Origin of the sequence: Rhizobium esperanzae (genome assembly GCF_002204185.1) — a bacterium.
In the GTDB taxonomy this organism is placed as follows: Bacteria; Pseudomonadota; Alphaproteobacteria; order Rhizobiales; family Rhizobiaceae; genus Rhizobium; species Rhizobium esperanzae.
This window is the reverse complement of sequence record NZ_MXPU01000009.1, coordinates 1-20261: the sequence shown is the minus strand read 5'-3', so window position 1 is coordinate 20261 and position 20261 is coordinate 1. Positions and strand designations below refer to the sequence as shown.

Below are 20261 nucleotides of genomic sequence, written 5' to 3'. Positions count from 1 at the left end.
CGGCGCGCTCATATTGAAACCGTAATCTTGCCGCGCCACAACCGCAACTCATGGAAACCCATGCATTGCGCGGGAATGGAGCCGATTTTTCGTCCCCTGGCGTAGCCTTTTGTGTTTCCGATGAGGCATCCTAAACTTTGGGCTGGCTTCGCTATGCCCTGCGTCTCGGACGTTCGACCTCAGGCATGATGGAATGCGCTCGGCGTTCCGGCCATTCTCCATCCGCGCAAGCACGAGGACGATGCAACAGAGGAGGCCGACATGAAAATCGTGGTAGCGGGAGCAAGCGGCCTTATCGGAACGCAACTGGCGGCGGATTTGCGGCGCTCGGGCCACGACGTCGCGGCCGCATCTCTGTCGCTCGGCGTCGATACGGTGACCGGCAAGGGCCTGGAAGCGGCAATGACAGGTGCCGAAGTCGTAGTCGATGTGACCAATGCCGCCTCCTTCGGCGATAATTCGCGCTCGATTTCTTCAAGGCATCGACGAAGAACCTGCTCGCAGCCGCGGCGGAAGCCCGCGTCCGGCATTATCTCGCGCTTTCTGTCGTTGGCACGCCGCGCCTCGTCGAAAGCGATTATTTCCGCGCGAAAGCGGTGCAGGAAAATCTCGTTCGGGCCTCGGCTCGTCCCTACACGATTGTCCGCTCGACGCAGTTTTACGAATTCATCAACGGCGTGATCGACATCGGCGCCGAGGGCAACGTCGTTCGTTTGCCTCCGGCCTCGTCGAGGCCGGTCGCGGCTCATGAAGTCGCGGCATTCCTGGCGGAACTGGCGACAGGAGATCCCTTGGGCAACATCATCGAGATCGGCGGCCCCGAACAGTTCGGCATCGATGAAATTGCCCGGATCTATCTCGCCGCCAACGAAGACCAGCGACAGGTGATCGCCGATCCTTCCACCTCGTATTTCGGCGTCGAACTCACCGGTGACGTGTTGCTGCCTCATGTCGGCGCGCGCGTGGCGACCCAGAAGCTCTCCGAATGGCTCTACCGATCGATGGCGGCTTAGCGGCCATCTTGAATTTTGCCGTCTTCTTGGAGAGTATTACACAGAAGGCGTTCGCTATGGCCACGACCGTTGCTGCGAAAGGGCAGTGACTATTCCGAAGCCTGTACGGAACATCCTTGGCATCGTTCCTGGCAGCCAGGTCGATTTTCATCGTGCTGCCGACGGCAGTGTGGTTCTGACGCGCGCCGACAAGAAACGGCCGGCAAGCCGCTGCGAGAAGCTGCGCGGCCATGCCGGCAAGGGCCTCGATACCGACGCTATCATGGCTTTGACGCGCGGGAAACCGTGGCCTTCGTTGATACCAATGTGTTCCTGGACCTCGTAACTGACCACTCGGAATGGGCGGATTGGTCTATTGCCCAGCTCGAAGCCGCGAGTATCGAGAGTCCTCTGCTCATTAACGATGTCGTTTAGAACTTGCGGTTCATACGAGAGATCGAGGCGCCGGCGGCCTTTGTGGAACAGGCTGCCCTCGAGATGAGGCCGATGCCGAAACCCGCCTTGTTTCTTCCGGCAAGGGTTCGGCGAATGGCGGGTCGCACCAAACGTTGTATTCTGTGCTAATGATAGTTAGAGCATGATGCGTCCGAGACAGGCGCCATGCGTCAGCCCCTGTCACGCCCGACGGGCGTTTCTCGTGCCTATCTCGGCGCTTGCGCGCCATCGAAGATATGCCGCGCCTTGGCCCTCGGCGCAGCGACGGAATGACGATTGACCAGCGAGCATTCGAGCTTCGTAATTGGGTAGCGCTTGCCGGGCATGGTCTGCAGGTTGAGATGTTCAATCGCCCACTGACCCATGGCGAGGTGCGGAAGGACCGAAGTGGTCAGCGCCGGTACCAGATGTCTCGAAATTTCTTCGTCGTCATAACCGACCACCGACATGTCCTGGGGAATGCGAAGGCCAGCATCTTTGAGCGCTTCGTAGCATCCCACGGCAGTGCGATCGTTCTGGCAGAAAATCGCGGTCGGGGGTTCCTGCAAAGCAAGCAATTGCATCGTAGCGGAGTAGCCGGCACCGGCCGACCAGTCGCCTTCAACGACTAATTCCGGATCGAAGGGTATATCGGCGGTCGCCAGTGCGCGGCGGTATCCCGTCAGCCGGTCTTGTGCAGCCTGCATCCAGATTTCACCAGTGATCGTCCCTATGCGATGGTGGCCGTGCGTGATCAGATGCCGGGTGGAGCTCTGGCCGCCGGCGATTTCACTTGGCACCACGGCTGGAAAGGCGTGATCCGCCGTGTAGCAGTTCAACAATACCGTCGGGATGTTGAGTTCACAGACATAAGAAGGGAGTTTGACCTCTCTGGTATAGATTGTCATGTATATGAGTGCGGATATGCCCCCGTTCGTCAGAGCCTTGATTGCTTTTGGCTCCATGACGGGATCACCGAGCGTTTGGGTAACCAACAGCACGTTGCCCGTATTCCACGACGCTTGGCGGGCGCCCTCGATCGCGACAATCGCTTCCGGGCTGGTAGCGAGCTGATCCACGGCGAAACCAATCACATTGTCCAGGCCCGAATAAGAGGCCTTCATAGTATAGCTTGTCCCCATGTAGCCGAGGGCGCGCGCCGCCTCCAATACGCGGTCGCGCGTCTGCTGTGAGATGCGGGTGCCGGGCGTGTCGTTGAGCACGAAGGAAACAGCAGCCTGTGAGCAGCCGGCCGCTGCCGCGATGTCCATCATGGTCACGCGGGCGGGCTTATCCATTTCAGGATTCTTTCGGGTCTTAGGCTTTCGCATTCGGGGGGAATGATCTCCGGATCTTAGAAGGAATGGCGGTTTAGGTAATTAATATTAGCATTTATCCGAAAGTGCTGGCAATCGCGCGAACGCCTGCAATGCTTGCCAATCCTCACTGTAAAACTTCATTCTCACTGTTCCGCGATGAAATGTTTTGATGTGCATTGATAATACTATTTACTAATTAAGATTCTTGTATACCGTCAGAGAGCGATCGGAACCTATGCCACTCGTCGCGTTTTTGCGGCGGCCCTAGGAGGGGGCGCGCATCGGCCGGCCGTAATTCGCAAACGGGCCCATGCGACTGCGGCCCCTCGGGAGGTATATTATGAAACAGCTGAAACGGAATGCAGCCTTGTTCCTTGCCGGGCTGATACTGAGCGCGGCGCCGATTGCAGTATCCGATGCCGCCGACAAACCGACTCTTGCTTTCGTCGTCAACGGAGCGTCCGACTTCTGGAAAGCTGCGGAAGCGGGCGTGAAGAAGGCCCAGGCCGAATTGCCAGATTACCAACTGGAGCTGAAGTACCCTGAGCAGGCATCGGTAGCCATCCAGCAGCGCCTGATGGAAGACCTCGTCAGTGCGGGGGTCAAGGGGATCATGGTTTCCGCAGTCGATCCCAAGACTCAGACCGAGGGCTTGAACAAGATCGGCTCACAAACAGCTCTCTTCACGACCGACAGCGACGCGCCGCAGACCAACCGCGTAGCTTATATCGGCTCATCCAATATCGACGCCGGTCTGCAGGCGGCCGAAATCGCGAAGAAGGCAATGCCGGATGGCGGCAAGTGCATTGGTTTTGTCGGGCTCCTTGGAGCCGATAATGCCAAGGAACGCATTCAGGGCATGAAGGATGGGCTTAAGGGCACGAAGATCGAGCTGACAGATGTGCGTGGCGACGATATCGACCAGACACGCGCAAAAAAGAATGTCGAGGATGCGCTGGTGGCCAGCCCGGACGTGACCTGCATGGTCGGCTTCTACTCCTATAACACGCCACGCATCTATGAGGCGCTGCGCGACGCCGGAAAGCTCGGCCAGATCACCGTCGTCGGCTTTGACGACGATCCGATCACGCTCGGCGGCGTCAAGGAAGGCACGGTCGCGGCAACCGTCGTGCAGCAGCCGTTCGAATGGGCTTATCAGGGGATGAAGCTGATGGCCGCCTACCTCAAAGGCGACAAATCAGGTGTTCCCAGCAACGGTTTGATCATCATTCCGACGGTGATCATCGGCAAGGATGACGTCGACAAATATGCCGCTAACCTGAAGGCCATGGCTGGAAAGTAATTCTCTTTCGCGGCGGGGTACTCCCCGCCGCGAAAGGCGTTTCATGCCGCAGCACCCGCAGTCATGGACAGGCAATGAATCATAGCTCAGACATCCCGTCACCGGACGCGCCTGCAACGCCGTTCCTTTCGCTTTCCGGCGTTGGTAAGACTTTTCCAGGCGTTGTAGCGCTTGAGGGGTTGTCGCTCGACATCGTGCCGGGAGAGGTCATCGGCTTGGTCGGCGAGAACGGGGCCGGGAAATCGACGCTGATGAATATTCTTGGCGGCGTGATCGCTCCGGATCGGGGCACGATCCTGCTCGACGGCGTAGAACTTCGCCACCTCACTGTGGAGTCGAGCATCGCCTCCGGCATCGCTTTCGTGCATCAAGAACTCAACCTCTTTGACAATCTCGACGTCGCCGCCAATATCTTCCTGGGCCGTGAGCCGTTGAAAGCGGGACCTTTCAAGTTTGTCGATCGCGCCCGGCTTCGAGAGATGGTGACCCCGCTCTTGAAGCGGGTAGGGGCACATTTTTCCGCCGACACACCCGTTGCGTTGCTTTCCCTTGCCGAGCAACAGATGGTGGAAATCGCCAAGGCACTGTCGATCAAGGCCAGGCTTGTCATCTTCGATGAACCCACTTCCAGCCTGCCGCTGGCCGAAACCGAACGGCTGCTGAACATCATCAAATCGCTGAAAGCGGACGGTATCAGTGTAATCTTCATCTCGCACCGCCTCCACGAAGTTGAGCGCGTAGCAGACCGGGTGGTCGTCTTGCGCGACGGCACGCTCGTGGGTACGCTCGCCAAGAAGGACATTGGCCATGATCAGATGGTCAAGCTGATGATCGGCCGGTTGCTCGCGGCCCGGACGGCAAAACCGCAGCGTTCGCCAGGCCCGGTCGCATTGAAGGTAAGCGGCGTGCGCACCGAGGCCTATCCCAGCCGCCCCGTTGACCTGGAAATCAGGTACGGAGAAATCCTGGGGCTTGCAGGCCTCGTCGGGTCTGGCCGCAGCGAGCTTGCAAGGGTACTCTTCGGCATCGACCGGAGTTACGGCGGAGCCATTCTGCAGGACGGACGCCAAATTAAGATCGGTTCTGCCCGGGACGCTGTCGCCCGCGGCATCTTTCTGGTGCCGGAGGATCGCAAGCGCAATGGCATTCTTCTAGATCTTCCGATCGCCCAGAACATCACGCTTGCCGATCTTCCCAGGATTTCCAGCCGCTTCATGGTCTCCGCTGCGCGGGAGATCGAGGCCGCTGAAAAGCAGCGTGTTCGTCTCGGTATCAAAGCGCCCTCCGTTTCGACACGAACCGGCACTCTGTCCGGTGGCAACCAGCAGAAGGTGGTTCTGGCCAAATGGTTGTCGATGAGCCCGAGGGTAATGATCTTCGATGAGCCGACACGCGGCATCGATATCGGCGCGAAGAACGAAATCTATGGCCTGATGCGAGCGCTTGCCGATGCCGGTGTCGCGATCCTGATGATCTCCAGCGACATGGAAGAGGTGATTGGCGTTTCTGACCGCATCGCCGTCATGCACGAGGGCCAGATTGCCGGCATTCTCGAAGAGGACGAATTCAGCCAGGAAAGCGTCCTTTTGCTTGCTGTCGGCAAAAGCCTAAAATAGCGGCTGCGGCCATTATGAATTGGTATCGGGGGATGGGTCTCGAATGATCAAGAAAGATCTTGGACTGCTGCTTTTGATCGTCGTTGTCGGCGTCGTTGTCGCCATCATCAACCCGCGCTTCTTGCTGCCGATCAACCTTGCGAACACCGCCAACCTGATCGGCCTGTTCGGCATCCTGTCGATGGGGCAAGCTTTTGTCATTATTACGGGCGGTATCGAGCTTTCGGTGGGCTCGCTCGTAGCGCTTCTTGGCGTACTGTTCGTCGATTTCATTGCCGTACAAGATATGCCCTGGACGCTGGCGCTACCGCTCATTCTCCTGCTCGGCGCAGTCATAGGGGCCGTCCACGGTTGGCTCATCACCCGGCTCAACTTGCAGCCATTCGTCGTCACCCTCTGCGGCCTCCTGATCTATCGCGGGGCTGCGCGCTTCTATACGGCCGACGGAACGGCGGGATTTGCTTTCGGCCAGAATTTTCCGGAGCTTGAGTTTCTGACCGCGGGGCGGCTCTATGGCATTCCCAGCACCTTCATTGCTATGGTCGTCATCGCCGTGGCCATGTGGTTGGTGCTTCATCGCTCTGTGTTCGGCCGTTATCTTTACGCGATTGGAAAGAACGAAGAGGCTGCTCGCTATTCAGGTATCCGGACCGACCGTTTGGTTATGACGGCCTATGTCATCTGCGGACTGCTTACGGCGCTTTCGGCGATCTATTTCGCCATGTACACGCGGTCGATCTCGCCGGCGAGCCATGGCCAGTTCTACGAGCTCTACGCGATCGCCGCCGCCGTGCTCGGCGGCTTTTCACTCCGCGGCGGTGAGGGATCGATCGTCGGGGTCGTGCTGGGTACGGTCCTACTGCAAGAGTTGCAAAATCTTGTGAACCTGCTCGGCATTCCCTCGTCGCTGAACTTCGCCGTCATGGGTGGCGTGATTCTCATCGGCGTCCTGATCGACCAACAATGGCATTCGATCCGCGCAAGGCGACGTCTCGTCTCCGCCGCACGACAGGCTGAATCCCGCCATCCGAATGACGGGACCTTGCCACTCGTTGCAAACAGGGATTAGGCAGGTTAGTCGAGTTTTTACTGCTGCTCGTCGAGGTGAGCGTGACCGAAATTGGAGGACATTGTCGCGCCTTCCAGATCGATGATCGCCTGCCAATTTTCCTCAAGAAATCCGCTCGTCCCTCCGCGAGCGACAACGTTCGTGAAACGACCTTGACCGCAAACACAGACCCGAAACATGCATAAAAGGCGGGTCAGATCTCGTTGGAAATACCGGTCAGTTCTCAGTGGAAACCAACGGACCCTCCTTTATCCCTACTCCTTTTGAATTATCGAAAGCGTCGGGCCGCGCGGAGCGTGGCTTTGGGAGCAGACCGGGAAACTTACCTCCGCACGACCCAACTCTGGGATGGAGTGGATCGCTAAGAGAAAGGGCATTGTGCGATCTGAACGTTACTTGCTTTCTCTCGCGATCCGGTGAGTTAACTTTATTGTATCAACTCGGTTCCGATACCGATGCCAAAAAAAGCCCCGCCGAAGCGGGGCGAGTCTTGACAACGGATCGCACAGGAGGAACACCCGTGCTTCCTGTTACTTCAACGAAAGAGGGACTGACTAGGTTCCACTGCGGTGTTGAACATAGTTTAACTCATCTTGGCAAGTGTTATTTGCTTCGCCAGGGAGGTTCTGACTGGATACGCAGCAACATTGCTAAAACCTCCCTGGCGTCCTCTCGACAAGGATGAAGAAAATCTATCTTGAATCTTAGCCAGAGAAAGACGGACTAAAGTCGCACTATGGGGCGCCGTGATTTGTAGTGCGGTTCCAGTAGATGCCAAACAAAAAAAGCCCCGCATTCTCGCGGGGGTGAGCACCATGGGGTTATTTTACGGCATTATGGAGCAAGTGCCACAAAGCATCGACGTGTTCCTTGAAATTGTCACGGCGACAACAAGCGAATTGACTGCTGGTCAATCAGCGGCTGTCTGGGAGCAAATGAACGGAGACCTTAATGTTGGTACAGATTTTCCAGGTAGACGCCTTTACGCGGCGGCGCTTTGGCGGCAATCCGGCTGCCGTGATGATCCTCGAAAGCTTCCTCGATGATGCGCGTCTGCAGGACATCGCCGCCGAGAATAATCTCGCAGAGACCGCATTCCTAGTTCGTGACGGCGCCGACTATCGTTTGCGTTGGTTCACGCCGACCGTTGAGGTGCCTCTATGCGGCCATGCCACGCTCGCAAGCGCTGCTGTGGTTCTTGAGCGGCTTGAGCCGCGTCGGGAGGTCGTAACCTTTCATTCCGCGAGCGGCCCGCTCGTCGTTTCCCGTTCGGGGGACAGCTACGTCATGGACTTTCCGGCTCGGCCCATGCTTGCCACTTCCACGCCCGAGGCGCTGACCGCGGCGATCGGGCAGAACCCGACCGAGACTTTGGTGGATCAGCATAACTATCTCGCGGTCCTGGAAACTGCCGAACAGGTTCGGAAACTGGCCCCGGATCTCGGGGTAGTCACCCTTCTTGGCCGGGCTGGTCTGATTGTCACCGCACCGGGCGACGATGGTTATGACTGCGTCAGCCGCTATTTCGCCCCCGCCAAAGGCATTCCTGAAGATCCGGTCACGGGCGGAGCGCATTGTGCGCTCACGCCCTATTGGGCAAACCGGCTCGGCAAAACCAGCCTACGCGCATTCCAGGCCTCCGCGCGTGGTGGTGAGCTACGTTGCCGTACTCTAGGCGAGCGCGTCGAGCTTGAGGGTTCTTGCGTCTTCTACCTCGAAGGCCAGGCAGAAATCTGATGCTGCCATTCGAACCGCTAGTGTTTTCAGCAGCGCCGACATAGTTGCGGCATTATGTAGCAAGTGCCACGGTAGCATCAGCCCTTCGCTTGGATATTGTGGCAGCTGCTCCAGAATGTCGCTATTTGCTAGCAGCTTTGGGCGACTTAGGTGCCTTCGAGCCTGCTCGAGGCACGGCATCGGACAATTTCGTTGCTGCGACAAGCTCCAGTGCCACGGCATCGTGTGAAGTCAATTCGCGGCGGCAAAAGAGCAGCTTCAGGACAGGCCCCAGCGACCCTATCTGCTCCGGTTGAGCCTGAGAATCCGCGCTAATCAGGTCATTGCGTGCTTCTTTACAATCATGATTGGCAGCGCTACCATCGGCTGCGTGACGCCCTCGGGAGGAGCCCATTCGGCGTCATTTGGATAGCGTGTCGACATGCATTGCCGGACCGGCAACCGACTGCAGAACAAACTGCAGCGGACAGTCGATGATTCCGACACCCATTCGATGCCGATCCGAACATGGCAACAAATGGGAGGATTCGATGTACAAGACATTGGTCGGCGGCCTTCTCGCCGCGGCTGTATTTACGCTTTCCCACTCCACGGCTCTTGCCCAACCGGAAATTGTCAGCGGGCCTGCGGCCGACCCTGACTGCTTCGTGCCGTGGACGGCGGATACCAAGTTCTTCAAATTTCCCAAAAAAGACGGACCGTATCGCATCGCGCTCGCCAATGGGTATATCGCCAACACCTGGCGCATTCAGATGATCCAGACGGCGAAAGCCTATGCCGCTCAGCCGGATGTCGCCGCCAAACTTAAGGAGTTCAAGGTCGTTTCCACCGGTGAAGACGTGCCGGCGCAGATTTCGGCGATCAACAACTTCATCGATTCCGGTTACGACGCCATCGTCGTCAATGCCCAGAATCCGACGGCATTCGGACCCGTCATCAAGCGCGCCAAGCAGGCCGGCGTTGTCCTGGTCGCCTTCGACAATATTCTGGATACGCAAGACGCAATCAACGTCAACGTCGATCAGAAGGGCCTCGGCGTGTTGTGGGCGAACTGGCTAGCAAAGCACCTGCCTGACGGCGGCAAAGTTCTCGAGGTGCGCGGGGTTGCCGGAACGTCAGTCGATACCGACCGCCACAACGGCATACACGAAACCCTGGATGCCACGGGCAAGAAGTGGGATGTGGTCGAAGTACTAGGCAAGTGGGACGACCCAACGGCACAGAAGGCCACCGCCGACGCGATAGCCGTGCACAAGAAGTTCGACGGCATCACCGCGCAAGGCGGCGATACCGGCGTCGTGCAGGCAATGATCGATGCCAAACATCCATTCGTGCCGTTCGGTGGCGAAACCGAGAACGGCTTCCGTAAGTTCTGCGCCAAATATGCTGGCGAGGGCCTGAAATGCTCCTCGGCCGGCACCGGGCCTGCCCAGGTGGCGGTTGCAATCAAGACGGCGATCGCAGCACTTGAAGGACAGGTCGTGCCGCAGTCCATCAAGCTGCCGCTGGCAATCGTCGAAGACCCGAACTTCAAAGAGGGCCAGGACTACTATCCGGATCAGTCGGACAATTTCTTCGTCGGCAACGCTTTTCCGACCTGCGGCATCAATTTCACCGCACAGGAGATCATGGGGCAGTCGAAGGAAAACCAATAGGCCGGGGTCCAACCGGATCGCTTGAGCGGCGTGCCGCGGCTCTGCCCGCGGCGCGCGAGAAACACCTGCCCCGAGGACATTCATGACGGTAACAGAAGAAACGGCGGCAACCCCGCTCTTTGAGATGAGCGGTGTATCGAAGCGTTACGGCGGCGTGCATGCGTTGGAAAACGCCAAACTCGCCGTGGAAGCCGGGAAAATCCACGCCATTCTCGGCGAGAACGGGGCGGGCAAATCGACGCTGATCAAGATCATGGCCGGCGTCGTCGCGCCGGATGAAGGCCGCATGCTGCTCAACGGACATCCGGTGACCTTCCGCTCTCCGGCCGAGGCTTCCGCCGCCGGCGTCACCTGCGTATTTCAGGAACTCTCGCTGATCCCGGACCTCAGCGTTGCTGACAACATCTCTATCGCCGCTCCGCCGCGCCGTTTCGGCCTGATTGACCGGAAGGCGCAACGCGTCATCGCCGAGGAGATGCTCGCGCGGGCAGGCGCCAGCGACATTCATCCGCGCGAGCTGGTCAAGGACCTGCCGCTCTCGCGCCGACAACTGGTGGAGATCGCCAAGGCGCTTGCCTGGAAACCGCGCATTCTCATTCTTGATGAAGGAACGTCGGCACTGACGGCAGCCGATGTCGCCGAGGTCTTCTCCGTCTTGCGGCGGCTGAGGTCCGAAGGGCTGGCACTCCTTTACATTTCTCATCGCATGCAGGAGATCGCCGAATTGGCGGATCAATGCACGGTCTTGCGCAACGGCCGCAATGTGGCGAGTTTCCCGGCAGCCACGCGCAGCGATGGCGAGATCGTCGAAATGATGATCGGACGGGAATACAGCCGCGCCTTTCCGCCGAAACCGGAACGGGTTGCGAAGGATGAAGTCCGTCCGGTCCTGGAATGCCGCAAGCTCGGCTGGGCGGATACGCTGCACGACATTTCACTCACTGTCGGTCGTGGTGAAGTCGTCGGCCTTGGAGGCCTGGATGGACAAGGGCAGCGCGAGCTGCTGCTTGCGCTCTTTGGCGTCCTGCGCGGGACCACAGGTTCCGTCCTTGTCGACGGCAAGGCGGTTACGCTCGCAAGCCCGGCAGCGGCAAAATCCGGACAGATCGGCATGGCGCTCATCCCCGAGGACCGCAAGACGGAAGGCTTGATGCTGCCGATGACGGTCCGGGAAAATCTATCCTTTGCGGTACTGGACCGGGTGTCCAGAGCGTGGGTGATAGATCAGGAAAAGGAAGAACGGCTGATCGAGGAGATGGTACAGCTACTGGCGATCAAGACGGCAGGTCTCGACATTCCGGTAGGAGCGCTCTCCGGCGGCAACCAACAGAAGGTCGTCATCGCCAAGTGGCTGATGCGCAAGCCGCGGATCATTCTGCTCAACGATCCGACACGCGGCATCGATGTCGGCACCAAGCAGGAGATCTATCAGTTGCTGCGGCGCTTGGCCGAAGCGGGAGCAGCCATTCTCTTTTATTCGACGGATTACGGCGAGTTGATCGGCTGCTGCGATCGCGTTCTCGTCTTCTACAACGGCAGCATCAGACGCGAATTGAAGGGCGACGGCATCACCGAGCATGCGCTGGTGGCGAGCGCACTGAATGTCGGCAGCGAGAATGTGGGGAGCGCGGCATGACGGAGTGGCGTTACCGGTTGGGCGAACGGCGCGGCACGCTGATGGCAGCCGGCATATTCCTCGTCATGTTTGCAATCTACGTCTCCAATCATCCCGCCGGACTGACGGCCAACGTCGTCCAGACCGCGGCGAACAAGGGCGTGCTGCTTGCCTTCGTCGCGATGGCTCAGACGTTGGTGGTGATCACCGCCGGCATCGACCTCTCGGTCGGCATGATCTTCATCCTGACCAATGCGCTGGCCTCCTGGCTCGTGCTCGGCTCGCCGCTTGAAACTGCTCTTGGGGTGATGGCCGTCCTGGCAACCGGTCTTGCCTGCGGCGCGCTCAACGGCCTGATCGTCATCTATGGACGGTTGCAGCCGATCGTTGCCACGATCGCCACCGGCGCTGTGTTCTTCGGCATTGCCCTCCTGCTGCGACCCTTTCCCGGCGGATCGGTCAACGAGGAACTGGCCGACGTCATGACCGGCAAGGTCTTCAACCTCTTGCCGGCCAGCCTTGTCGCTCTCATCGCCGTCGTTCTCGTCATATGGGTACCGTTCAGCCGCTCCCTGATCGGGCGGGCAGCCTATGCCTCCGGTTCATCGGAGATCGCGGCTTATATGTCCGGCCTGCCCATCCGCCGCGCGAAATTTACCGCCTATGCGCTCGCCGGTCTTCTTGCGTCGATTGGCGGGCTTTTCCTCACCTTCTTCACCTTCACCGGCGAGGCAGCCTTTGCGAGCGGCAATGCCTATACGCTGTTCTCAATCGCTTCGGTGGTCCTCGGCGGCGTATCCCTGTTCGGCGGCAAAGGCAGCGCGATCGGCGCAATCTTCGGAGCCCTCGCCTTCCGAACCATCGGCGACCTGCTCTTCGTCTTCGATTTCGATCCGCTGTGGCAGCCGCTGTTCCAGGGTGTGGTGCTGCTCGTCGCCGTGAGCCTTGGCGCGTTCGCATTGTTCCGTGTGCGCAATCGCCTGGAATGGTTCGGATGAACAACCTAATGCGAGAACACTCAGTGACCCGGCTTTCCAAGTTCATGCATCGGCTGGACCCGGCCATCGCCACCGCCTTCGCCTGCATTTTCCTGCTGCTCATCATCGGCAGTTTCTATTCGGCGAGTTTCCTGTCGCCGGAATATCTCCTGCAGCAGTTGAAGGTCGCATCCTTTCTTGGCGTGATCGCCACAGGCATGATGATCGTCGTGCTGCTCGGCCAGATCGATCTTTCCGTACCGTGGTCTGTCGCCGTCGGCGGAATGATGGCGTGCGCGGCTGCCGCTTACGGGCCACTCGGCGAGGCTCTAGCCATTCCCTTCGGCATTGCCTGCGGCATGGCGATCGGGCTCTCCAACGGGATCGGCGTCGCCTATTTGCGCATCCCCTCGATGATCATCACGCTGGCGACCAACGCCGTCGCGCAAGGACTGATGGTCGTCTATACTGGCGGCTTCTCGCCACAGGATTCGGCAACATTTGCGATGCGCTATCTGGCAACCGGCTTCCTTCTGCCCGGGCTACCCAATGCCGTTCTCATCTGGGCGGTCGTCGGCGCTGCAACGGTCTTCGTCCTTAACCGCACGACATTCGGCCGGTCCGTCTATGGTATCGGCAATCGGGAGAGTGCCGCCTATCTTTCCGGTATCAATACCCGCCGGATCGTCATGATCGCCTTCATTGCCTCAGGGGCGCTGAGCGCCTTCGGCGGTGCGCTGCTTGCTGGCTATGCCTCGAAAGCGGCGCAATCCATGGGCGATGCTTATCTCCTGCCCTCGATCGCCGCCGTCGTCCTCGGCGGAACCTCCATTCTCGGGGGCAAGGGCTCCTATCTCGGCACCGTCGCCGGCGTGATCCTGATTACGCTGCTGCAATCGATCCTCTCCGTCATGCAGATGCCGGAGGCAGGGCGGCAGATCATCTACGGCGTCGTCATCATCGCCATGCTTTTGCTTTACGGCCGCAGCCCAGCCAACCGGCAGTAGCGCGCCTGCGTCACTGCAACGCCGGATCAAAATCGCAGGACCACCGCCGCCCGTCAGTCCGGCACCCGCCGAGCCAGAAGGAGCGTCTCTCCTGGAAAAAACCGGCGCTCCTCATTGGCAATCGACAGCGACAGCGGAATGGTCGTGGCCGACGATTGCCGTAATCGCCGATCGTGTTCACCGTCTTCACAGTCGGGATACCCAGCTTCTAGCACACAGCGCTGAAGATTCTAGTATTGGCCTGATGCGGGGCAAAGCGGCTGATAACCTCTACCGCAATTCGTGACTGGTCGAGTGCCCGCTTCGAGGTGACTGTCATCATTTCAACGGCCCGCGAAAACACCTCGCGTCCATCGCGCATCGTCATCAGGAAGTTTTCCGTCCTCATCCCGGTGCAAAGGGACAGTTGCTGCCGCCGGCGGAAATCGAGATCAAGTCGCAACCGCTTCCGTCGGCGGCAAGATCGGCGCCGAGGAGACCGCTGTAACAATCACGCGATGATAAAAGCACGACTGCGCCGGCCGCATCGGCGAAGAGAATCGAACTCGCGCGCTCTCGTCGAGATCACCAGGATCTTCAGGAATTAGGTGACTACTTCGTTCGGCAAGGCGGGCAATTCGGACCCAGCCCACACGAGACCCCGCTGTCGGAGAAGAAGTATTGTCCTTCTTTGAGGTAAGTATACACCTCGAGCCTGGAGTGGACAATGAAGCTTACCGGCGTCTCGATCGCGGTTTCGTGGATCAGGCGGTCGGCCGCCTTGGACCAATATTCGGCGAATTCGCAGAGCTTGCCGTTGTTGCCGATTATTGGGAGATCGAACTCGTTGAAATCGTCTTCCAAAAGGAGAGTAGAGACACGATCGGGATATCCGGGCCACAGTGATCGGGGGAATGCTATTCTGAAGCTTCACGGGCTTTCAGCCCTACTTGAAATCCGACCGGCCTGCCAGTCGAATGTCGCCGTCGAGATGGCTGGCAAAGCCATGAAATCTATCTCGCTCGGTTCACCGTCTGGGATCTGAACAGTGCTGTTTAGTTAAGCGTTTGTAAAATGCCAACGAATCGGGGCATATAGCAACTGCGCAACTGAAGCGCTTTCGTTAAAAATTGCGCAGTTACGCGGGAAAACCAATATGCAGCCGAGTCTTGCTCTCCAAGACGATCAAGAGCATCTCCCATCGCTTCTGGCAACAGATGCGCAGGAGTTATCCTATCAACTTCAGCAGCATCAGGCCAAAATCTTTCCCCCGCTGTCGCAAAAGACGATCAGGACATTTTCCCCGGCGGAGGCTGCGGCCTTCATCGGCATCGGCGAAGGTTATCTCCGGCAGGTAGCGGCCGACGGCCATGGCCCGGATCCGCTGGCAAATGGACGCCGGCTCTATAGTGCAACCGACATGGACCGGATCCGACGCGTCCTCGACGAACGGAACGGCACACCGAAATATGTGCCGGCCCGCAGGCCGGGCGAAAAGCTCCAGATCGTCTCCGTCATGAATTTCAAGGGTGGCTCGGGCAAGACCACGACCGCGGCTCACTTCGCGCAATTCATGGCGCTCCGGGGCTACCGCGTACTCGCCGTCGATCTCGACCCGCAGGCTTCCTTGTCCGCGCTGTTCGGCCATCAGCCGGAATTCGACGTCGGCGAGGGCGAAACGATCTACGGCGCAATCCGCTATGACGATCCGCGCCCGATCGCCGATATCGTGCGCGCCACCTATACGCCGAACCTGCATCTCATTCCCGGCAATCTCGAATTAATGGAATTCGAGCACGAGACGCCGAAGGCCATGGCATCGGGCACGGCGGAGACGATGTTCTTTGCCCGTATCGGCGAGGTGCTGACCGATATCGAAAGCCTCTATGACATCGTCGTCGTCGACTGCCCGCCGCAGCTCGGCTTCCTGACGATGTCGGCGCTCTGCGCCGCGACCTCGGTATTGATCACGGTTCACCCGCAGATGCTCGACGTCATGTCGATGTCGCAGTTTCTGACGATGACGAGCGAACTGATGTCGGTCGTCGAAAGGGCCGGTGGGCGCACCAGCTACGACTGGATGCGCTACCTCGTGACGCGGTTCGAGCCGAATGACGGGCCGCAGAGCCAGATGACCGGCTTCATGCGGGCGATCTTCGGCAATCGCATGCTCCACAATGCCATGGTGAAATCGACGGCCGTTTCCGATGCCGGCGTCACCAAGCAGACACTCTACGAAGTCGAGCGGTCGCAGTTCACGCGCGGAACCTATGATCGGGCGCTGGAGTCACTGAACCTCGTGAATGGTGAGATCGAAGCGCATATTCGCTCCACCTGGGGAAGGAGATAGCATGGCGCGCAAGAACCTCATCGAATTTTCCGCACCGAGCCCGGCAAGGGCGGAAGCGGTCGCGCCACGTGATAATCGCCCGATTGCCGGCTTCGTACCGCAGGAGCGCAGTGGCGGGCCAGTCGGCGGCATTACCAAGACGCTCGGCAACATCACCGAGAAGGTGGAGCGTGCCGGCGAGCTGGAGCGGCAGCTTGCTGCTGGCCAGATGATTGTCGAGCTCGACCCCGGACTGATCGACGGGTCTTTCGTCAGCGACCGCCTGGCGATCGACGCGGCTGAACTCGCCGAGCTGGTCGAGCAGATCCGAGAGCATGGGCAGCAGGTCCCGATCCTCGTACGTCCGCATCCGGAAGCCAAAGGCCGCTATCAGGTCGCCTATGGCCATCGCCGCTTGGCGGCGACGAGAGAGATCGGTGTCAGGGTGCGCGCGGTCGTGCGCGATCTGACCGACGGCCAGCTTGTCGTCAGCCAGGGGCAGGAAAACAGCGCCCGAACGAATCTCTCCTATATCGAGCGCGCGCTCTTCGCGTCGCGGCTCGAGGAACGCGGCTTCGGCCGCGACGTCATCATGGCGGCGCTGAGCGTCGACAAGGCGGCGCTGTCGAGGATGCTGATCGTAATACGGCAGGTGCCCCTAGATCTCATCAACGCCATCGGGGCGGCGCCTGACATCGGCCGGCGGCGATGGCTGGAACTGGGCGAACGGCTGGAAAGCGCCGATGTCGACAAGATCATCGCGGAGTTGTCCGCGGACGACGCGCGCAGGATGTCGAGCGACGAGCGATTTCACCGGGCATTCGTTCTGGCAACGAAGAAGGTCGCGGCACCGAAGCCGGCGGTCGTCAAATCCGAGGTCAGCGGCGTGCCGGTGGCCGTCAAGAAAACAGCGTCCGGCGCCACCTTTATCTTCGACGGCAAGAGCGCGCCCGGTTTTGATCAATTCGTCCAGGAACGGCTGCAGGGCCTGTTCCAGGAATTCAAAAAGCACAGAGGAGCGTAGCGCGCAAAAGAAAAAGGCCCCCAACGACGCCGTCGCGGAAGCCCTTCTCAGATCTTAAGCACATCGAGAATCGCATTTCCACGAATCACAGTCAAGCGTCTTAGGCACCAAAGTGGTGGACTGTTTTCTTTTGCCTGAACGAAGGTGAAGGCGAATGGAGAGTGGATATGTGACGACGCCCTTTGGGCGGCGGCCGATGTCGCTCGGCATGCTGGCAAGCCAGCAACTGGCCGAGACGATCGAGCCTGGAATGAGACGCAGCAAGTGGAAATTGTTCAGGGCGATCTGCGAGGCGCGGCCGGCTCTCGGCGTGACCGATCGGGCGCTGACGGTGCTCGATGCGCTGCTGACCTTCTATCCCGACGACGAAATTTCCGAGGAAAACGGCCTGATCGTCTTTCCCTCGAACGCGCAGCTTTCGCTTCGCGCCCGCGGAATGACGCCGGCAACGCTGCGGCGGCATCTTGCCGTGCTGGTTGAGGCCGGCCTGATCCTGCGCAAGGACAGCCCGAACGGAAAGCGCTATGCGCGCCGCGACAGGGAAGGGGAGATCGATGAGGCTTTCGGCTTCAGCGTCGCGCCACTGCTGGCGCGCGCGGTCGAAATCGAAAACCTGGCCGCCGAGGTGGTTGCCGACCGAGAACTCATCCGGGCGACCAGGGAGCGCCTCACCGTGTGCAGGCGGGATATCTCGAAGCTGATCGCAGCAGCGATCGAGGAAGCTGTGCCTGGCGACTGGGAGCAGATGTCGCTGATGTTTCGCGATCTTGTACGCAGGATTCCGCGTGTCGCAGGGGCCGAGGAATTGGCATCACTGCTCGACGAGATGGGGCTGCTGCGCGAAGAAGCCGTCAACCTGCTGGAAAGACATATAAAATTACAAAAATTAGACGCCAATGAGTCTCAAACTGAGCACCACAAACAGAATTCAAACCCCAACTCCACATCTGAACTTGAACCAAGCTTCGAGACGAAGCAGGGCGCGAAGCCGGTGGCTGACAATAGACCTGTCGCCGGGCCGCAGGACGGGCAAAGATTGAAACGTCCGACATCGGCCGGCGCAATGAGCGGCAGGAAATCCGGTGCGGCTGAACCGGCGGCGGGACATACGCTGAAATCCTTCCCGCTTGGTCTGGTTCTTCAGGCCTGCCCGCAAATTCTCGATTATGGGCCAGGCGGAACGATCGGCAACTGGCGCGACCTGATGTCGGCTGCGGTCGTTGTCCGCTCGATGCTCGGCGTCAGCCCCTCGGCCTATGAGGAAGCCTGCGCCGGCATGGGGCCGGAAAACGCCGCGACCGTGATCGCCTGCATCTTGGAACGGGGAGGACACATCAACTCGCCCGGCGGTTATCTCCGCGATCTCACCCGCAGGACCGAAAGGGGCGAATTCGCGATCGGCCCGATGCTGATGGCGCTCGTCAGGGCGAATGGCGGGGCGAAGCGCCATGCCGGCTAATGGCCCCAGCTACAGCGCAGTTGTGCCGTTGCCTCATCTGGTAAACTCACCTGCTTCAAGTCCGGTTGGCGGGCTGGACGAAAGCTTTCGGCGACAGGAGCCGCCCAGTCAGCGCGGCGGCGCAGTGCTTTCTCGTAGGATCAGCTCGACCGGCCATAATTCATGTATCTCCTCGGCGGCGCGTCCGGCGATCAGCTGCAGCGTCAGTTCGGCGCAGCGTGTGCCCGCAGCACGCATGGAAGATCGGGTTGTCGAGAGCGACGGCACCATGTTTTCGGCCGTCAGATAAGGGAAGACGTCGTCATGGGCGATGACGGAAACATCCTGTCCCACCGTCATCCCAAGCGAGCGGACGGCGCGGTAAACCCCAAGCGCTGTCATCGTGGAACCGGCGACGATGGCGGTCGGTGCATTTGCTCTCTCGAGGAAGGAGCGGGCATGACGAAAGCCGCTCTCGTCGGAGAATTTATCGCAGATCATCATGTTGGGATCGGCGATGAGTCCACGCTCCTGGTGGGCGAGCCGAAAACCCTGTTCGCGATGGATCGAATAAGTCTTGCCCCTGAGGCCATTGATCATGGCGATGCGGCGGTGCCCGAGATCGAGCAGGTGTTCGGTGGACCTGCGCACCGCATTTTCATTATCGATATCAAGCCAGGCGTGAACGTGCTCCGTCTCCGACCGGCCGTGAACCAGGAAAGGCAGACGCAGGCTACTCAGCATCTCGATCCGCGGGTCCCGAGGACGAGGCGAGTGAATGATCACCGCATCCACGCGGCGGCTTTCGACCAGGCGTCTGTAGGCCTGGATCTCGTCGTCGTCATTATGCGCGGTGATGGGCGTGATGAGAATATCGGTATCGGCCGTTTCCAGGCGCTGCGCCATGCCCGACATGAATTCAGCGAAATGGATTTCTCCCGACCGCGCCATCATCACGCCGATCGCTCCGGCTCTTCCGGTCTTTAGCCGCACGGCATTGATATCGGGGCGATAGCCAAGCCGCATTGCTTCGCTTGCAACCCGGGCACGCGTGGCTTCGCTGACCTCCGGGTAGCCGCTGAGCGCACGGCTGACCGTCGTCGGAGAAAGCCCAAGCTGCTTTGCAAATTCACGAAGTTTCATCGGATGTCTTCTTTGTCCATGCAATCAATGGACGATGCGTTGGCGATGCGCAACGGGCACCTAGGCTCAGGACCTATTAATTTGACTTGAGATGTGATTCAGGTCTTCGAGAGGGAGGCCGTGATGGGTGATTTGTTTTTGCTGAGCGAGCGCCAGATGGCGCGGATATCGCCACATTTCCCGCTTTCACATGGTGTCGCGCGGGTCGACGACCGGCGGGTGGTGAGCGGGATCGTCTACGTGATCCGCAACGGTCTCCAGTGGAAGTCGCGCCGGCGGGCCATGGTCCGCACAAGACGCTCTACAACCGCTTCGTCCGCTGGAGCCGGCTGGGCGTGTTCGACCGCATCTTCGCCGGGCTCGCCGGCGAGGGGCCGAAGCCGGAGCGCATCATGATCGACGCGACCCATCTCAAAGCCCACCGCACGGCGGCGAGCCTGCTTAAAAAGGGGATGTTCCCCGTCGTGTTGGGCGAACCAAGGGCGGGCTGAATTCAAAGCTCCACACCGTATGCGACGTAGACGGACGGCCGATTATCCTGCTTCTGTCAGAGGGTCAGATGAGCGACCATAAGGGCGCACGTCTCGTGCTCGACGCCTTGCCTCCCGCCGATCACCTGATTG

13 protein-coding genes and 5 pseudogenes are annotated in these 20261 nt (G+C 59.6%); 14 read left to right on the top strand and 4 right to left on the bottom strand.

What is annotated here, in order from left to right; translation table 11 throughout:
- Positions 1-261: 261 nt before the first annotated feature.
- Together B5E41_RS14925 and B5E41_RS14920 are read left to right on the top strand one after the other, a co-directional pair.
- Positions 262-1013: pseudogene (locus B5E41_RS14925) on the top strand (SDR family oxidoreductase).
- Between the two features lie 56 nt (positions 1014-1069).
- A pseudogene (locus tag B5E41_RS14920) lies at positions 1070-1338 on the top strand (AbrB/MazE/SpoVT family DNA-binding domain-containing protein).
- Between the two features lie 316 nt (positions 1339-1654).
- Here B5E41_RS14920 and B5E41_RS14910 read toward each other — a convergent pair.
- Complete coding sequence (locus B5E41_RS14910) at positions 1655-2758, bottom strand: LacI family DNA-binding transcriptional regulator (protein ID WP_088394785.1); 1104 nt, start codon at positions 2756-2758, stop codon at positions 1655-1657.
- Positions 2759-3086: 328 nt separating this feature from the next.
- On the opposite strand from B5E41_RS14910, the gene B5E41_RS14905 reads away from it, so the two are divergent.
- The 8 genes from B5E41_RS14905 (at position 3087) to B5E41_RS14870 (ending at position 13725) form a co-directional block, all read left to right on the top strand.
- On the top strand, positions 3087-4049 hold the full coding sequence (locus B5E41_RS14905) for a sugar-binding protein (RefSeq protein ID WP_011428525.1): 963 nt from the start codon (positions 3087-3089) through the stop codon (positions 4047-4049).
- Positions 4050-4123: 74 nt separating this feature from the next.
- Positions 4124-5665: a sugar ABC transporter ATP-binding protein gene (locus B5E41_RS14900; protein WP_088394783.1), complete on the top strand. Its 1542-nt coding sequence runs from the start codon at positions 4124-4126 to the stop codon at positions 5663-5665.
- A 43-nt stretch (positions 5666-5708) separates the two neighbouring features.
- Positions 5709-6734 carry an ABC transporter permease gene (locus tag B5E41_RS14895; RefSeq protein WP_088394781.1) on the top strand — a complete coding sequence of 342 codons (1026 nt, stop codon included), beginning with the start codon at positions 5709-5711 and terminating at the stop codon, positions 6732-6734.
- A 951-nt stretch (positions 6735-7685) separates the two neighbouring features.
- Entirely contained in the window at positions 7686-8471 is a 786-nt protein-coding gene (locus B5E41_RS14890; protein ID WP_064914143.1) for a PhzF family phenazine biosynthesis protein, read from the top strand.
- 530 nt (positions 8472-9001) lie between these two features.
- Positions 9002-10126: a sugar ABC transporter substrate-binding protein gene (locus tag B5E41_RS14885; RefSeq protein ID WP_085861867.1), complete on the top strand. Its 1125-nt coding sequence runs from the start codon at positions 9002-9004 to the stop codon at positions 10124-10126.
- An 82-nt stretch (positions 10127-10208) separates the two neighbouring features.
- The gene (locus B5E41_RS14880; protein WP_088394779.1) at positions 10209-11762 is read left to right on the top strand and encodes a sugar ABC transporter ATP-binding protein; all 1554 of its coding nucleotides are present in this window, start codon (positions 10209-10211) and stop codon (positions 11760-11762) included.
- Positions 11759-12739 carry an ABC transporter permease gene (locus B5E41_RS14875; protein WP_088394777.1) on the top strand — a complete coding sequence of 327 codons (981 nt, stop codon included), beginning with the start codon at positions 11759-11761 and terminating at the stop codon, positions 12737-12739. The genes B5E41_RS14880 and B5E41_RS14875 overlap by 4 nt, the downstream gene beginning before the upstream one ends.
- Entirely contained in the window at positions 12736-13725 is a 990-nt protein-coding gene (locus B5E41_RS14870; RefSeq protein WP_088394775.1) for an ABC transporter permease, read from the top strand. Before B5E41_RS14875 ends, B5E41_RS14870 begins: the two co-directional genes overlap by 4 nt.
- 45 nt (positions 13726-13770) lie before the next feature.
- On the opposite strand, the pseudogene B5E41_RS31300 reads toward B5E41_RS14870, so the two are convergent.
- Positions 13771-14280, bottom strand: a pseudogene (locus tag B5E41_RS31300) (3-oxoacyl-[acyl-carrier-protein] synthase III C-terminal domain-containing protein); the annotation flags it as partial.
- A gap of 90 nt (positions 14281-14370) precedes the next feature.
- A pseudogene (locus B5E41_RS32240) lies at positions 14371-14553 on the bottom strand (nucleotidyltransferase); the annotation flags it as partial.
- 307 nt (positions 14554-14860) lie between these two features.
- On the opposite strand from B5E41_RS32240, the gene repA reads away from it, so the two are divergent.
- The 3 genes from repA to repC all read left to right on the top strand — a co-directional run bounded on the left by repA (position 14861) and on the right by repC (position 18516).
- The gene (gene repA, locus B5E41_RS14860; protein WP_088394773.1) at positions 14861-16054 is read left to right on the top strand and encodes a plasmid partitioning protein RepA; all 1194 of its coding nucleotides are present in this window, start codon (positions 14861-14863) and stop codon (positions 16052-16054) included.
- A gap of 1 nt (position 16055) precedes the next feature.
- Entirely contained in the window at positions 16056-17057 is a 1002-nt protein-coding gene (repB, locus tag B5E41_RS14855) for a plasmid partitioning protein RepB (RefSeq protein WP_088394771.1), read from the top strand.
- 154 nt (positions 17058-17211) lie between these two features.
- Positions 17212-18516, top strand: coding sequence for a plasmid replication protein RepC (gene repC / locus B5E41_RS14850; protein WP_088394769.1), 1305 nt, complete (start codon positions 17212-17214; stop codon positions 18514-18516).
- Between the two features lie 108 nt (positions 18517-18624).
- Here the strand turns inward: repC and B5E41_RS14845 are convergent, their stop codons facing one another.
- Positions 18625-19638: a substrate-binding domain-containing protein gene (locus B5E41_RS14845; protein WP_020919719.1), complete on the bottom strand. Its 1014-nt coding sequence runs from the start codon at positions 19636-19638 to the stop codon at positions 18625-18627.
- 123 nt (positions 19639-19761) lie between these two features.
- On the opposite strand from B5E41_RS14845, the pseudogene B5E41_RS32235 reads away from it, so the two are divergent.
- Positions 19762-20261: pseudogene (locus tag B5E41_RS32235) on the top strand (IS5 family transposase); the annotation flags it as partial.

Bases quoted from the DNA above. Each gene is read 5' to 3' on its own strand.
- B5E41_RS14875 (WP_088394777.1), top strand. From the start codon at position 11,759: ATGACGGAGTGGCGTTACCGGTTGGGCGAACGGCGCGGCACGCTGATG.
- B5E41_RS14905 (WP_011428525.1), top strand. From the start codon at position 3,087: ATGAAACAGCTGAAACGGAATGCAGCCTTGTTCCTTGCCGGGCTGATA.
- repB (WP_088394771.1), top strand. From the start codon at position 16,056: ATGGCGCGCAAGAACCTCATCGAATTTTCCGCACCGAGCCCGGCAAGG.
- B5E41_RS14910 (WP_088394785.1), bottom strand. From the start codon at position 2,758: ATGCGAAAGCCTAAGACCCGAAAGAATCCTGAAATGGATAAGCCCGCC.
- B5E41_RS14890 (WP_064914143.1), top strand. From the start codon at position 7,686: ATGTTGGTACAGATTTTCCAGGTAGACGCCTTTACGCGGCGGCGCTTT.
- repC (WP_088394769.1), top strand. From the start codon at position 17,212: ATGGAGAGTGGATATGTGACGACGCCCTTTGGGCGGCGGCCGATGTCG.
- B5E41_RS14845 (WP_020919719.1), bottom strand. From the start codon at position 19,638: ATGAAACTTCGTGAATTTGCAAAGCAGCTTGGGCTTTCTCCGACGACG.
- B5E41_RS14880 (WP_088394779.1), top strand. From the start codon at position 10,209: ATGACGGTAACAGAAGAAACGGCGGCAACCCCGCTCTTTGAGATGAGC.
- B5E41_RS14895 (WP_088394781.1), top strand. From the start codon at position 5,709: ATGATCAAGAAAGATCTTGGACTGCTGCTTTTGATCGTCGTTGTCGGC.
- B5E41_RS14900 (WP_088394783.1), top strand. From the start codon at position 4,124: ATGAATCATAGCTCAGACATCCCGTCACCGGACGCGCCTGCAACGCCG.
- B5E41_RS14885 (WP_085861867.1), top strand. From the start codon at position 9,002: ATGTACAAGACATTGGTCGGCGGCCTTCTCGCCGCGGCTGTATTTACG.
- B5E41_RS14870 (WP_088394775.1), top strand. From the start codon at position 12,736: ATGAACAACCTAATGCGAGAACACTCAGTGACCCGGCTTTCCAAGTTC.
- repA (WP_088394773.1), top strand. From the start codon at position 14,861: ATGCAGCCGAGTCTTGCTCTCCAAGACGATCAAGAGCATCTCCCATCG.